The organism is Acinetobacter sp. NIPH 542, from assembly GCF_000369825.1.
GTDB classification, from domain to species: domain Bacteria; phylum Pseudomonadota; class Gammaproteobacteria; order Pseudomonadales; family Moraxellaceae; genus Acinetobacter; species Acinetobacter oleivorans.
The window spans coordinates 59,492-74,217 of the sequence record NZ_KB850209.1 but is presented as its reverse complement, the minus strand read 5'-3'; the positions used below and the strand labels follow the sequence as shown (position 1 = coordinate 74,217).

The following is a 14,726-nucleotide window of genomic DNA, read 5'->3' as shown; positions in this document are numbered from 1 at the left end:
TTTTACTGCCATCTTGTCGCAAACTGTATAAAAATTGGCAATAACTGTCAAAACAAAGCCGACCAGCCGCGACATACTAATAAACAAGTTAGATGCGAGAAATAAAATATGAACGCACATGTTTCTTATCAAGTCGAGCCAGTGGTTCGTAAAGATCTAGATTTTCACTTAAACGAAGCGCCTCGCTTTTGGTTTAATAATGATCCTTTTTTGACTCGTATGTTTGATGCACTCAGCTTAACCTTTCCTGATGGGGAGCGTTATTTCATCGAATGCGTTCGTATGTTCCGTGACAAAATTGAAGATCCAGAACTACAAAAACGAGTTGTGGACTTTATTAAACAAGAAGCTCAACACGGTATTGCTCATGACAAAATGAATCAGCTCATGAAAGAACAAGGTATGCCTGTTGATCAATTCACAGCTACACTAAAAAGAATTTTTCGTTTTGAACTCACCAAACGCTCACCACAATACAATATTGCAATGACGGCAGCAGCTGAACATTTAACGGCATTAATGGCAGAAACGTTTTATAGCAATAAAAAAACTTTAGAAAATGCTCACCCCTATGTCCGAGCGCTTTTTGCTTGGCATGCCATTGAAGAAATGGAGCATCGTGATGTTGCTTTTGATGTCATGAAACAAGTAGGTGAAGTTCCTGAGTCGACTCGTCGATTTGTATTGGTTCTTACAACAGTACTCATGTTTGGTTTTACGCTCTATCGCACCAACATCATGTTGAAATGTGATGGTTTTAGTTCTAGAGAAAGACTCTTAATGAGCCTTAAAGGCTTACCTTGGTTCTTCGGCAAAAATGGCACATTAACTGCTATGAAAAGCCAATATCTAGATTGGTTTAAAAAAGATTTTCATCCAAGTCAGCATCCGGTCATTCGTCAATATCCAGTCTGGATTGAAACACTTGAAAAGACCAATGATCCTATTGCGGCTGGGGAAGCATTCTGGCAAGCAGGTTTATAACCTGCTTGTTACCATTTTGCATAATGTTGTTCTAGTAAACCGTATTGCTCATTGCAATTGATTATATCAGTTGCCTCATGCTCAATCGTGCCGCTAATTTTAGCTTGCCACTGATTGAACTGGCTTCCAATCATTCTTAAATTAATATTTTCGTATCGGCACCAACCAATATGGACCTGTAGATTAAGTTTTTGATCTAGAGAGCTAATTTGCCAAAGTTCATCATTTACTTTTTCAAATAAAACATCAGTCAGTGGAAATAAAACTCCGTTAATCCATAAGCAATTTTCATTACCAAAGCTTTCATTAACACCAGAAGCTAAATTTAAACCAATACGCCGCCCTTGCTCATCCCAAAAATTACATGAAAGCCAGAACCAAGCTGTTTCAGGTCGCAAAAAACCACATGTATCATCTAGAGATGCAAATGTCTTTTCATCAAATTGTACAATTTGGTTTTGTTTATTAATAAACATCCCTTCTACACCCAGCGTGGTCTGCTTTTGGGTATAGGTCCAACCGTTAATACCTGTCGGTGTACATAAACTTAAGATATCGGTTCCAGCACAAAAAATACGAGCGCTAAGTTGGATCTCACCATATTTAGTTACTCGAATATATCGCACACCATTGGCATGTTGGATATCAAACTGATAAGGCGATTTAGAAAAATAGCTTTGATTAAACAATGGCTGTTCATCAAGATAGGTTTTATGACCTAAAGGCTGAATCGCATTCCACTCAATGACTTGCTGGGTTTCATGGTCATAAATATAGAAAAAACCGTGCCCGACCCAACCGATATCTGCAATCGCTAAACCAATACTATAATGTTTGTGTTGAATACCGCAGAATTTAAATTTTTTATATTTTAATTGCTTACGCCAGCCCTTTAAGACCTTACCATAAGGGGTTTTATAAATATAATGTTGTACGTGAATGGTTGACGGTACAGATTCAAAACGCCCGTAGCGAGGCTGTCCATTTTCTTGAATTAAATCCATTTACCCACTTCCATATGAATATTAGATTTCAAATGACCTATACCACGGTCAAATACGTATTTTCCCAAATTGTTGCAGCAAAATCGCCTTTTATTAAATGAATATAGCGCCCTGCTACACAATCTATTACTAAGCAGTCATCAATATCAATGACTCGATCTGTGTGTGCTTTTTGCCACTGTTGATCTATAAATTGTTTACCTAATTGTTTTGCAACGATAGCATTTGGTGCAACTACAAACTCATAACGGTGGAGCTCACCGAATTCACGAGCATTATATCCACCCAGATTAATTAAATATAATTTTAAATCATCTGGTTTGGGTGCTGCATCTGTAAAATGAATTTGATAATTTTTCCCTTGAGAGTTAACACCAGAGAGCTTGGCCCAAGCATCAATATGTAATCCTTGAACCTCACCAAACCAAGCCTGTTTAAGTTGAGGATAAACTTCTTCCAAAGTATCTCCTACCGCCATGACAACATCATGAACTTCTGTATTAGCACGTGCATGACGCCCGCCTAACATCACCATAAACAAGCTTGGCATTGTATCCTCTTACATCTCGACCATTTCTACGCCATCAATGCGTGCAACTGTCATTAAATCTTTATCACCACGACCTGAAACAGTCGCAATAATAATCTGATCTTTAGACATTGTTGGTGCAAGCTTAGAAACGTATGCCATTGCATGTGAGCTTTCAAGTGCAGGAATAATCCCTTCGATTTTGGTTAAATCACGGAAACCTTGCAAAGCTTCTGTATCATTAATCGGCACGTATTCTACGCGCTTCATATCTTTCAAGAAGCTATGTTCAGGACCAACACCAGGATAGTCAAGACCAGCTGAGATACTATGTGTCTCAATAATCTGACCTTGTTCATCACTCATTAAGTAAGTACGGTTACCATGTAATACACCCACATGACCTGCATTTAACGGCGCAGAGTGTTTACCAGTTTCAATACCAAAACCAGCTGCTTCAACACCATACATTTTCACATTGGCGTCGTTTAAGAATGGATAGAACAAGCCCATTGCATTTGAACCGCCACCCACACATGCAACCAATGCATCTGGTAAGCGACCTGCTTGCTCCAGGATCTGTTTGCGTGCTTCACGGCCAATAATCGATTGGAAGTCACGAACGAGTTGAGGATATGGATGCGGGCCTGCAACTGTACCAATCACATAGTAGGTCGTATCAACATTGGTTACCCAGTCACGCATCGCTTCGTTCATGGCATCTTTCAGCGTTTTAGAACCACTTTGTACAGGAACAACTGTAGCACCCAACAAACGCATACGATAAACATTCATGGCTTGGCGCTTAACGTCTTCAGCACCCATATAAACAACACATTCAAGACCTAAACGTGCTGCAATCGTTGCTGTTGCTACGCCATGTTGCCCAGCACCAGTCTCGGCAATAATACGTTTTTTACCAGAAAGCTTTGCCAATAACGCCTGACCAATCGTGTTATTTACCTTATGTGAACCTGTATGATTCAAGTCTTCACGTTTAAGGTAAATTTGCGCACCACCTAACTCTTTTGACCATCGCTCAGCATAATAAAGTGGACTAGGACGACCTACATAGTAGGCGAGATCGCGGTCGAATTCTGCCAGAAACTGTTCATCATTTTTCATGCGGGAATAGAGATTTTCTAAATCTTCTAATGCCGCCATTAAAGTTTCTGACACAAAACGTCCGCCATGGATACCAAAATGCCCTGCAGCATCTGGGTACTGTGTATAGTCAATCACATTGTTTTGCTGATCCACGTTGGACTCCTTGCATAAATCGTTCAATGAGTTGTTGGTCTTTTATACCTTTTGCGGATTCTACGCCTCCGCTCACATCTACTGCAAAAGCACCGGTAGTATGAATAGCGTCAATGACATTGTCAGGGGTTAAACCACCTGCCAAGATTAAAGGAATATCAAGTTTTGGGAATTTAGACCAGTCAAACTGATGTCCTGTGCCCCCTTTAAGCTCAGGATGCCACGCATCGAGCAATACAGCACTAGCACCAGCCGCCTGATATTTTTGAATTTCAGCAATTACATCTAAATCAGGTTTAACCTGAATCGCTTTATACCAGCGACGTTTACAATGGCGAGCTATTTCCTGACATTGTTCTGGAGTTTCATCGCCATGTAGTTGTAATACATCTAGGGGAACACAATCAAGTACATCCTGAATTTCAGTGGCACTTGCATTCACAAACAAACCAACCATTTGTACATAAGGTGGAATTACTTTTGTAAATTCTTGAACCGCTGCAACTGTCACATGTCTTGGACTTGGCGGAAAAAAAACAAAACCTATCGCATCTGCTCCAGCAGCAACAACTGCCTGAACATCTTGAATGCGAGTAATTCCACAGATTTTTGCGCGTGTACGTTTTTGGTTTGATGGGCTCATGATCTGCCTAAACTACAACCATTTCTTAAAATAAGCGCCATTGTAATGCAATTTTTGTCCCTTGCGTAAAAGTTCTCTGGGAATTGCTCCAAATGACATTGTATGAAATAAATCGCCACTTTATACTGCGTAAAATTGGAAGCAAGTGTAAGCAATTAATGCTTTAGGGAAGCTGGTGAAAGTCCGGCACTGCCCCCGCAACGGTAACAATGTAAAGCATATTTTTTAAGTCGATATCGACTTACACCACTGCAATAATGTGGGAAGGTGAATATGTCCATAACATGAATATGGCGCTGAAGTCCGGAGACCTACTTGTTTCATCTATCTACCCGATCATTCACGTGGGGTGAATGTATGGAGCATGTTATGTCTAAGTCTTTTCAACCTACTCGTCTGGTAGGGGCTATCGCTATTGCGATGGGGTTTTCACCTGTTATTTTTGCTGAAGATACAACGAACGCAACTCAGCTTGATCCAATTGTAATCACTGCTACTCGTTCAGAAGAAAAAATTAAAAATGTACCCGCTCGTATCTCAATTATTGAGCCACAGATACTTGAACAATCACCAATCGCCGAGCTACCACACTTACTTATGAGTGATGCCTCTATTGATATGATGCAATATGGTGGCTACGGGCAAGCGGCATCTATCTTTACACGTGGTACAAATTCAACCCATACATTAGTACTTCGTGATGGTGTTCGTTTAAATACGGGTTCTGCTGGCTCTGCATCATTGGCTTTTATTGATACAACAGACATCAAACAAATTGAAGTATTAAAAGGGCCAGCTTCTGTTTTATATGGAACAGATGCTATTGGAGGGGTAGTACAACTAATTTCAAAAACACCTGAGAAAACTGGTGCTTTCATCACTGGTGAAATAGGTGAACAAAATACTTATAAATCTGTGGTCGGTGCTGATCTCGCTGAAAATGGTTTCTATGCACAAATTCGTGGACAACGTTTAGAATCTGATGGTACTCAAGTTACAGATTTTAAAAATGCTAATGTAAAAACTGGATCTTATGATCAAAAAGGATTCAGTACAAAAATTGGTGTTGAAAAAGAACAGTATGCTGCTTCTGTAGACTATTCACAAAACCAAGGTAATTCTGTGTATGTCCAATCTATTCAAGATGCCAATTATACTTTACTAGGGTTAAAGAATGTATCTCAAGATTTTAAGAATGAGATCATTAATATTAAAGGTCGTTTAAACATTAACGATAACGTATCAGTGAATGCGCGCTTATCACAATTTAAAGATGACTTAGAACAAAATCAATCACACGATGCTATCTATAACACAACAAAAGAAGCTGAACTTTATAGCAAGTGGCAATTTACCCCAAAACAGAATATTTTAGCAGGTGTTGCAACTAGAAATATAAAGTCTGATGTCCTTTCAGGCACTGCTCCCTATGAAGTTGATTATAATAAAGAGGTCGACAGTACAGGCTATTTCGTACAGCATCAATATCAATCCAATAAACTCCATACCCAATTAGGTTTACGTGTAGAGGATCACGAAACATTTGGCACTCATACTGTTGGACAAGCCGCCGTTCGCTATCAAGTTTTACCTACTACAAGTATTTATACTAATATCGGTACAGCGTTTCGTGCGCCAACCAACAATGATCTTTATGCACTTAATTGGGGGGGAAATCCTAATTTAAAGCCTGAAGAAAGTGTTTCTTATGAAATTGGTTTAGATCAAAAAATTACTGATCAGTTAAGTTTAGGATTCTCTGCATATCGCAATGAAGTCGATGATTTAATTACATTTGTTACAGATCCAGTTACCTATGAAGGCAGATTATACAATGTCAAAAAAGCCACCTTTACAGGTGGTGAATTCAATCTAAATTGGGTAAATGATGAATTATTTACTCACCTGTCTTATGCATATGTTCAGCCTAAAGATAAAGAGACAGATCAAGATTTAAGTCGTCGTTCACGTCAAAGTCTGACGCTGACTGCTGGTTTACAAAACGAAGTTTATGGTATAAGCACGTCACTTTCTGCAAAATCTAGACCTAAAAATAGTGCCATTTCAGGCTATGCTACTGTCGATGTGAATGCATTTTGGAATGTGAATCCCAATATAAAACTATTTACAAACATCCAAAATATTGGTGATGTTCAATATGAGACTACAGCTTATGGTAGCGGTTACTATTACATTAATGGTGGCCGCCAAGCTTCTGTTGGGGTCACTTTCCGTTATTAATTTTTCACTCTGATTATAAAAATATTTTCTTAACTCCAGTTTCGGGGTAATGTTCTGACCGACATTATCCCCTTTTTTATGTTCAGGATATCCAACATGGGACACCGTTTAAGCAAAATCTATACACGCACAGGCGACTCAGGCACAACAGGTTTAGGCGATGGCTCTCGTGTTGCTAAAGATGATTTACGAATTGCAGCACTTGGTGATGTCGATGAACTCAATGCGATTATTGGGGTACTTCGTGCTCAAATCACAACTAGTCAAGTGACCAACAAAGCCGATTGGGATAAAAGTCTCAGCCTTGTTCAGCATTGGCTTTTTGATTTAGGTGGAGAGGTTTGTATTCCAAACTACAATTTACTTGAGCCTGTTTGTATTGAGTTTCTTGAAAAAGAAATTGACCGTATGAATGAAGACTTACCAATGCTTAAAGAGTTTATTCTGCCATCAGGCTCTTTAACTTGCAGTTATGCCCATCAAGCCCGTGCCGTTTGTCGCCGTGCAGAAAGATCTCTACTGTCGGTACAAACACGTGATCAAAACATTCAAACCACAGCACTCCAGCTTTTAAACCGCCTGTCTGACTGGTTGTTTGTTGCATCTCGTGCTTTACAACGTGCCGAGGGCGGCCAAGAAGTGCTTTGGCGAAAAAATATTAATGAGATTATTTAAAAATAGATTAGATTAAACATGGTCTCTGCTCTTTTTAAAGAGACCATCGTCAAAATATTTCATAGAAGAAAATTATGCGCATTATTGGTCATCGTGGTGCACGCAAAGAAGCTCCTGAAAATACACTAGGCGGTTTTCAGCACATAAAAAATTTAGGTATTCGTGGTGTCGAATTTGATATTCGTCAGCTTCAAGACGAAGAGTTGGTCGTGATCCATGATGATAATTTTTTACGTACAGCTGGAGTCGATCAAATTGTTGAGCAATCTACTTTGGCTCAAGCCCTGTCATTTGATCATCGTCAAAACTGGCCTGACTGGCCAAGTTCAGAGCCAACACCAACTCTCACAGGCGTTTTAAACCTGCTTGATAACTTCGATCATATTGAAGTCGAAGTGAAAGCTGTAAGAGACATGGCATTCGCAGAAAAGTTAGTTGAAAAGCTTGAGTCTGAATTGCAGGGTTTTAAGAATGTCGTAACTATTACCAGTTTTGATCTTCAAATTTTAACTGCCTTACGCGATATAAACTCTCAATTCAAACGGGGGTTGTTAGTCGAACTTCCAGTTGGAGCAACAGCAATTGAACTCGCTCATCAATATGGTTGCTGTCATATTGGCTGGCACGATCAACTCGCAACAGATGAAATGATTCAGCTTTCACGGCAGGCCGACTTAAATATTAGTGTCTGGACAGTGAATGATGTAGAAAGAGCAAAAAAGCTACGGGATTTAGATGTACAAGGGCTAATTACAGATATTCCAACCACGATGTTACAAGCTCTATAAATATAAAAAAGGTGGTAAAACCACCTTTTATTTCTTTTGTGCCTGAATAAGGCGTTGTCCACTCTGATCAAGCAGATATAGCGTATTACCTACGAGTTGGAAGCGTTGAATACGTTGCAAAGCATCCACTAGCTCTGCCTCTTGAGCCAAAGCACCATCACAGCTTAAATGTCCTGCATTTACCTGCATGTCAAGTTTTTGCTGACTAAAATCAAATGTATAACGACCAAAAACTGCGTTACATCCAGTATGGCCTGATACTGTTTTGATAGCAGAATTTAAAGAGAGCGTCGGCCACTGTGTAAAGAATTTTGCCTTATGACCACTGATCTGAGTAATCTGCCAATCAATATCTTGAATGCCATCAGCACTCACTCTCTTTTTTACAACAAGCGATTGAACATGATGAACTGTTTTTTTTGTTTGAACTTTTTTTGTATTTTGATCGGGTGCACTTTGACATGCGGCTAATACAAGACTGATTGTGACCAAGATACACTTCAATGATAATTTCCTTGCAATATCAATGCTGTTCTTTTTTTTCAATCGTTGTACGTTCATTAAACAACTTCTCCTACTTGAAAAACTCTGTGACATAGTTTAATTCTGTTACCGTTCTTTCAATACATCTGTACAATAATGCTAGTGATTCTCACTAAGCACGTGCTAATATGAAGGATAGAATAGCAATATATCTTGATGATCGGTTTTGCTATGTCGTTTTGTCTTTGTACCTTGTCTGACAAGGATTCTAGGAGCGCTGCCGGATATGACTTCCGCCCCACTCAAAGCCCCAATTAACTGGACCGCTAGCATTACCTTAATTGGTTTACCAATTCTTGCCGCAATCATAATCCCGATTTACGCGTATTATTATGATTTTAGTGTAAGCGCATGGGTAAGCTTATTTTTTCTTTTAGCTCTAAGTAGTATGGGGATTACTGCTGGTTATCACCGCCTGTGGGCTCACCGAGCTTATGAAGCGTCGTTACCGCTTAAAATTCTTTTAATGATCGGTGGAACTTTTGCCGTACAAAATAGTATTTTGTTCTGGGCATCTGGTCACCGTACTCACCACAGACATGTTGATCATGTCGATGAAGATCCATATTCAATTGAGCGTGGTTTTTGGTATGCCCATATGGGTTGGATGATCCGTGATCATTCGCCATCTGAGCCAGACTTTAAAAATGCACCTGACTTGCTCAATGATAAATTGGTTATGTTCCAGCATAAATACTATGCTTTACTCGTAGTTGCAGTTCATGTTGGAATTTTAGGTTTAATTGGTTGGGCAACTGGCGATTTATGGGGTGTAGTCCTCATAGGTGGTCTCTTACGCTTAATCATTAGCCATCAAGTGACTTTCTTTATTAACTCACTTTGTCATATGTTTGGTAAACGTCCTTATACAGACGAAAACTCGGCACGTGATAATTTCTGGTTAGCTATCGCCACTTGGGGCGAGGGTTACCACAACTATCACCATATCTTCCAATACGATTATCGTAATGGTGTGAAATGGTGGCAATATGACCCAACAAAATGGTTGATTTGGTCTTGTTCTAAACTTGGTTTAGCTAAAAATTTACGTCGTATTCCAAGCTTTAATATTAAAAAAGCAGAACTGGCGATGAAGTTTAAATATGCCGAGCAAGATCTTGCTATCTATGGTCATGATGTAAATGCTGACATTAGTCAAATGAAACAACGTATTGCACAAGAATACGAAGCATTTACCCATACTTTAAATGATTGGGCAAAACTTAAAGAACAAGAGTTACAAGCGAAAAAAGCAGCAATGGCTGAAAAGATTCATAGAATGGATCACAAGCTTAAAGTTGATTTTCAGTTGCTTGAACACCGTTTAAGTCATCACCGTGAATGCTTAGAAACACTTATGCGTAGTGTTAAAAAGAATACCAACGTGGTGTCAGACTAAAATAAATTCTGATCAAAAATAGCTCTTTCGGGAGCTATTTTTATGCCTGCTTTTTAACTATGGTATAGTAAAATCCGCTCTCTCTATTTTGCCAAGCCCATGCAATTTAATCCGCTCTACCCTTCACTTCCTTCTAAATTATTCCATATTCAGCAGCCATCTCCTTTGCGTGGTGCAAAAGCAGGCCATTTCAATGCCGCTTTGGCAGATGAACTGCAATGGTCAGAAGACGAAAAAAATGCATGGGTTGAAATCTGTAGCGGACAGCGTACTTTCTCTGAATTCCCTTCTCTGGCGATGGTCTATGCTGGCCATCAATTTGGACAATGGGCTGGACAACTCGGTGATGGTCGTGGCTTACTGATTGCACAAATACTCAATACAAAGGGTCAAACCATCGATCTACATCTCAAAGGTGCAGGCCCTACCCCTTATTCAAGAATGGGAGATGGACGTGCAGTATTGCGTTCCGTTGTCCGCGAATATTTGGCTGGACATGCTTTAAATGCCTTAGGCGTCGCTTCTAGTCACGCGGTAGGTTTTACCACCTCTACTCAAGGGGTACAGCGCGAAAAATTAGAGTTAGGCGCAATGCTGCTCAGAACATCTGAATGTCATATCCGCTTAGGACATTTTGAATGGATCAATCAATACGCTCCAGAGTTACTGCCAGAATTCACTCAAAAATGTATTGAATGGCATTATCCTGAGTGTCTAGAAACTGAGAATCCTATTTTATCCTTTGCCAAAAAGGTAATTGAGCGGACTGCAATCATGATTGCAAAATGGCAATTGGTTGGGTTTGCTCATGGCGTGATGAATACCGATAACTTAAATATTACTGGTTCAACACTCGATTTTGGTCCATATGGTTTTATGGAACGCTTCCGCCCGAACTGGATTAATAACCACTCAGATTATCAAGGCCGTTATACTTATCAAAATCAGCCAAGCATAGGCCATTGGAATTTATGGACGTGGTTAAACAACTTGATTCCACTTGCTGAACCTGAACAAAAGGATCAGTTCAAAGAAGAGTTAGCGCGTTGCTTAGAACAATTTGAACCGACTTTTATTGAACATTACACAACTGGTTTATGTCAAAAAATGGGACTTCCCCATTTTCATAAAGACAGTCTTGATTGTAGTTTTAGTTTTTTAAAAATCTTACAAACTGAACAACTCGATTACACTCAGAGCTTTATCCGACTTCAAAATAAAGAATATAAAACTCTACGAGATGATTGCCTTGATATTCGACAGTTTGATGAATTTCTTAGCCAATATCAAAGCATTCGTGAACATCAAGATACTTCTGAACTTGATGCAAACATGCAGCAAGCAAATCCGATTTATATTTTACGTAATCACATGGCTCAGCGTGCTATTGAAGCTGCGGAACGTGATGATTTTAGCGAAGTAGACCGTTTGTTTAAGCTTCTTGATCAGCCATATACAAGACAACCAGAGCTCGAACAACCACAAGATTTAGGCCCGTTACCAAGTGACGTACCAGACGTAGCTGTCAGCTGTTCTTCTTAATACTTTAAAAACTAAAACTCTCTTAAGTCACTTAAGAGAGTTTTTTAAACATCAAAGAATAATATATGAAAATTAGACCTATCATTATTTGTACACTTCTTATAGTTCCACTCGGAATCGCTTTTTATAAATATGAAAAATATTTACCGACTTTTACATCATCCCATAAAGCTCTTTCACACGAAGAGATTTCGGATCTAATCAAGACAAAGCCCATCACCTCAATTGAAGTGTTTAAAAGTCAACGCGTACTTCTGCTCAAGAGTAATCAGGATGTGATTCGTCGTTATCCTATCCGTCTTGGCTTTAATCCAAAAGGACATAAACACTTTGAAAATGATGGAAAAACACCTGAAGGGATCTATTCTATAGATTGGCGCAATCCACAAAGTGCTTTCTATAAATCATTGCATATTTCCTATCCCGATACGAAAGATATTGCTTATGCCAAGCAACATAATCAACCAACAGGTGGAGATATCATGATTCATGGATCAGTTCCAAAATCCTTTTTATCCATGCCTTTTAGCTCGACTTATATGCCCCATAAGGATTGGACATTAGGATGTATTGCGGTTAGAAATGCAGATATAGATGAGATTTGGCAATTGGTATCAAATCATACGAAGATTATTATTTATCCATAAAATCTTTAAAACTATCCACATTTTCTGTGGATAACATTGTGGTTATCCACAGAATAACTTTCGCGAGTGTTTTACTCTTCAGGATATTCGAAGCGGTAACCTACACCATAAACAGCTTGAATCCATTCATGACGGTTACCAGTTTCAGCCGCTTCACTAATTTTTCGGCGCAAGTTTTTGATATGGCTGTCAATTACACGATCGGCAACGTCAAAACTATCAGGATTAATATGATCCAATAATTGTGCACGTGAATATACTTGTCCTACATGCTCTAAAAATAGCTCAAGTAAGCGAAATTCGGTTGGCGTTAAGCTCAATGATTTTTGTTGATACCAAATTCTTTGCTGGGCTTTATCAATTCGGAAAGAATCATTTTGTTCAGGCTCTGCTTTACGCTCTAAACGGCGCAAAACAGCTTGTACGCGAGCAACAAGTTCTTTTGGACTAAATGGCTTACATACGTAATCATCAGCGCCCATGTTGAGACCTAATACACGGTCAATTTCCTCAGTACGAGCTGTCACCATAATAATCGGCAAATCTGACTGTTCACGAACTTTACGGCAAATGGTCAAACCATCCATTCGTGGAACCATTAAGTCCAGAACCATTAAATTAGGTTTACGTTGCTGGAAACTCGCATAAGCATCTTGACCATCATGAAACATACTTACTTCAAAACCGGCAGCTTCAAGATAATCACGCACTAAATGCGCTAATTCGACTTCATCTTCAACCAACATCACATGTTTCATGAGATATTTTTCCTTTTATATTTAACTCTGCTTTTTAAAAGTGAGCACACAACGTAAACCACCTAACGGTGAATGTTCAAAACTGAGTGTACCACCAAGCGCCTGCGCAATTTTACAAGACAAAGCCAAGCCTAGCCCTGTTCCACCTGTACTACGCGTACGCGAATCATCTACGCGATAGAAACGTTCACCTAAACGAGATAACTGCTCATCGTTTAAACCAAATGGGCTGTCATCAACATACAAAGTCCACTCCTGCGGAGTTTGAGCTGTATGAATATGAATTTTGCCACCTGTTTCTGTGTAACGAATACTATTACTAATTAAATTAACAATAATCTGTTTAAACCGATCACGGTCTAATAATAGCGGAGAACTTGTTCCTTCAATCTGAATTTCGAGACCAGCCTGCTCAAGTTTAGGTTTAAAGTTTTCTACTTCCTGTAATACCACTTCCCATGGATTAACAGAACTCAAATAACACTTAAGCTGCTGGGCATCTGCCTGTGCCAAGTCTGCAAGGTCTTGGGTCAATTTTTTCAGACTTGAAACCTGACGCATCATCGCATCTAAATGTTCAGGGGTTGCTTTTCGAATCCCGTCTTGCATCGCTTCAATTTGTGCTTGTAATACAGCCAACGGCGTTTTTAACTCATGAGAAGTATCTGCCACCCATTGACGTCGCGACTCTTCATGCTGATGTAAAATTTCTGCTAAATGGTTCAATTGAGTTGATAAATCACCCAACTCATCATTTCGTTTAATAACAACTTGATGTTGATAATTTCCTTTCGTTAATTCATTGGTTGCATTTAATAAACGCTGAATCGGCTTTTTAAAATAAGTCGCCATCAATAGCGCTGCAACTAAACTTGAAAGTAAGGTTAAAGCATAAATTAAGAGTAAATAGCGCTTTTGGTTACTAAAGAAATTAATACTCAAAGCATCTTCTTTATCTAGAACAGGTTTTAAACCTAAATATCCAACCACTTGATTATTTAAGATAATCGGACGAAATGACATCTGATCTGAAGAAGGTGGCTCACCTACAACAAACTGGTGTCGTGCATCATATAAAGATAAACGTGAGCTCAAACCTAAACGGTCGGGCAAAGCAATAAAACGCTTTTTACCATTTTGAGTTTCAATATCTTTTAAGCTCCCTTTCTTAGACTTATTTTTATCATCACTTGGGCGAAATTGGTTTGCGCTTAAGGGGAATCTTAATCCTTCAAAGGGTTGATATTGAGAAGGTAAATTTTGCTCAAGCGTTCTTAACTCTTCATCGCTAAAAATAGTATTTTTATTTGTCGGTGCAACTTGCGGTGAAATATTAATAAGGGCATGTTCATCGAAAGAGTGCTGTTGTATGGCAATGTCATATTGACGACGAAGCCACCACTGCGAAAGACGATCGTAGTCATCGGGAGCCGCAGTTCCTTCGATTTGTAAAATCTGTGCCTGAATCGCATTCCCCCAATCATGGTACACCGTATAGACATCACCTAGATTGGTTATAAGGCGGTCGAGCTTCTGCATTTCAACGTCAGCCACGTATTTGGCAAAGTTCTTTTGCATTGTCCAGTGCAAAACACTCAAGCTTGCAGTCGCAATAAGCAATGTGGTGAGCAAGACTGTCAAAAACAACCGTAATGCAATGGGAACACGTAGAACGTTCAAAAGCACTCTCTCATTTTTACCCTATATTTCGCA

The 14,726-nt window shown here is 39.3% G+C and carries 14 protein-coding genes and 1 riboswitch; of the genes, 7 read left to right on the top strand and 7 right to left on the bottom strand.

The features are described 5' to 3' along the window. Positions 1-108 precede the first annotated feature (108 nt). Complete coding sequence (locus F886_RS18600) at positions 109-984, top strand: metal-dependent hydrolase (RefSeq protein ID WP_005309644.1); 876 nt, start codon at positions 109-111, stop codon at positions 982-984. Positions 985-992: 8 nt separating this feature from the next. Here F886_RS18600 and F886_RS18595 read toward each other — a convergent pair whose 3' ends face one another. From F886_RS18595 to F886_RS18580, 4 genes are read right to left on the bottom strand one after another with little or no spacing between them, the layout of a single operon-like run. After that, the gene (locus F886_RS18595) at positions 993-1,988 is read right to left on the bottom strand and encodes a DUF2804 domain-containing protein (RefSeq protein ID WP_005309642.1); all 996 of its coding nucleotides are present in this window, start codon (positions 1,986-1,988) and stop codon (positions 993-995) included. A gap of 37 nt (positions 1,989-2,025) precedes the next feature. Beyond that, a complete protein-coding gene (locus F886_RS18590) occupies positions 2,026-2,538 on the bottom strand; it encodes a DUF1543 domain-containing protein (RefSeq protein ID WP_005309640.1) in 513 nt (170 codons plus the stop codon). A 9-nt stretch (positions 2,539-2,547) separates the two neighbouring features. Continuing rightward, positions 2,548-3,777 (bottom strand): tryptophan synthase subunit beta, encoded by a 1,230-nt coding sequence (gene trpB / locus F886_RS18585; protein WP_002116129.1) that lies wholly within the window; start codon positions 3,775-3,777, stop codon positions 2,548-2,550. Then, positions 3,752-4,420: a phosphoribosylanthranilate isomerase gene (locus F886_RS18580; RefSeq protein WP_005309638.1), complete on the bottom strand. Its 669-nt coding sequence runs from the start codon at positions 4,418-4,420 to the stop codon at positions 3,752-3,754. The genes trpB and F886_RS18580 overlap by 26 nt, the downstream gene beginning before the upstream one ends. A gap of 126 nt (positions 4,421-4,546) precedes the next feature. After that, positions 4,547-4,754: riboswitch (cobalamin riboswitch) on the top strand. A 35-nt stretch (positions 4,755-4,789) separates the two neighbouring features. On the opposite strand from F886_RS18580, the gene F886_RS18575 reads away from it, so the two are divergent. The 3 genes from F886_RS18575 to F886_RS18565 all read left to right on the top strand — a co-directional run bounded on the left by F886_RS18575 (position 4,790) and on the right by F886_RS18565 (position 8,124). Beyond that, positions 4,790-6,661, top strand: a complete 1,872-nt coding sequence (locus F886_RS18575) for a TonB-dependent receptor plug domain-containing protein (protein ID WP_005309637.1) — start codon at positions 4,790-4,792, stop codon at positions 6,659-6,661. A gap of 96 nt (positions 6,662-6,757) precedes the next feature. After that, positions 6,758-7,336, top strand: coding sequence for a cob(I)yrinic acid a,c-diamide adenosyltransferase (locus F886_RS18570; RefSeq protein WP_005309635.1), 579 nt, complete (start codon positions 6,758-6,760; stop codon positions 7,334-7,336). A gap of 74 nt (positions 7,337-7,410) precedes the next feature. Continuing rightward, positions 7,411-8,124: a glycerophosphodiester phosphodiesterase gene (locus F886_RS18565; RefSeq protein WP_005309633.1), complete on the top strand. Its 714-nt coding sequence runs from the start codon at positions 7,411-7,413 to the stop codon at positions 8,122-8,124. Positions 8,125-8,151: 27 nt separating this feature from the next. Here F886_RS18565 and F886_RS18560 read toward each other — a convergent pair whose 3' ends face one another. Next, positions 8,152-8,685 carry an META domain-containing protein gene (locus F886_RS18560; protein ID WP_005309630.1) on the bottom strand — a complete coding sequence of 178 codons (534 nt, stop codon included), beginning with the start codon at positions 8,683-8,685 and terminating at the stop codon, positions 8,152-8,154. 208 nt (positions 8,686-8,893) lie between these two features. On the opposite strand from F886_RS18560, the gene F886_RS18555 reads away from it, so the two are divergent. The 3 genes from F886_RS18555 to F886_RS18545 all read left to right on the top strand — a co-directional run bounded on the left by F886_RS18555 (position 8,894) and on the right by F886_RS18545 (position 12,255). Beyond that, entirely contained in the window at positions 8,894-10,066 is a 1,173-nt protein-coding gene (locus F886_RS18555; protein ID WP_005309628.1) for an acyl-CoA desaturase, read from the top strand. 99 nt (positions 10,067-10,165) lie between these two features. Further along, positions 10,166-11,608 carry a protein adenylyltransferase SelO gene (locus F886_RS18550; protein ID WP_005309626.1) on the top strand — a complete coding sequence of 481 codons (1,443 nt, stop codon included), beginning with the start codon at positions 10,166-10,168 and terminating at the stop codon, positions 11,606-11,608. A 65-nt stretch (positions 11,609-11,673) separates the two neighbouring features. Beyond that, positions 11,674-12,255 carry a L,D-transpeptidase family protein gene (locus tag F886_RS18545; protein ID WP_005309623.1) on the top strand — a complete coding sequence of 194 codons (582 nt, stop codon included), beginning with the start codon at positions 11,674-11,676 and terminating at the stop codon, positions 12,253-12,255. A 71-nt stretch (positions 12,256-12,326) separates the two neighbouring features. Here the strand turns inward: F886_RS18545 and F886_RS18540 are convergent, their stop codons facing one another. Both F886_RS18540 and baeS read right to left on the bottom strand, forming a co-directional pair. Beyond that, positions 12,327-13,013, bottom strand: a complete 687-nt coding sequence (locus F886_RS18540; RefSeq protein ID WP_003655179.1) for a response regulator — start codon at positions 13,011-13,013, stop codon at positions 12,327-12,329. A gap of 21 nt (positions 13,014-13,034) precedes the next feature. Further along, positions 13,035-14,693: a sensor histidine kinase efflux regulator BaeS gene (gene baeS / locus F886_RS18535; RefSeq protein WP_005309621.1), complete on the bottom strand. Its 1,659-nt coding sequence runs from the start codon at positions 14,691-14,693 to the stop codon at positions 13,035-13,037. Positions 14,694-14,726 lie beyond the last annotated feature (33 nt).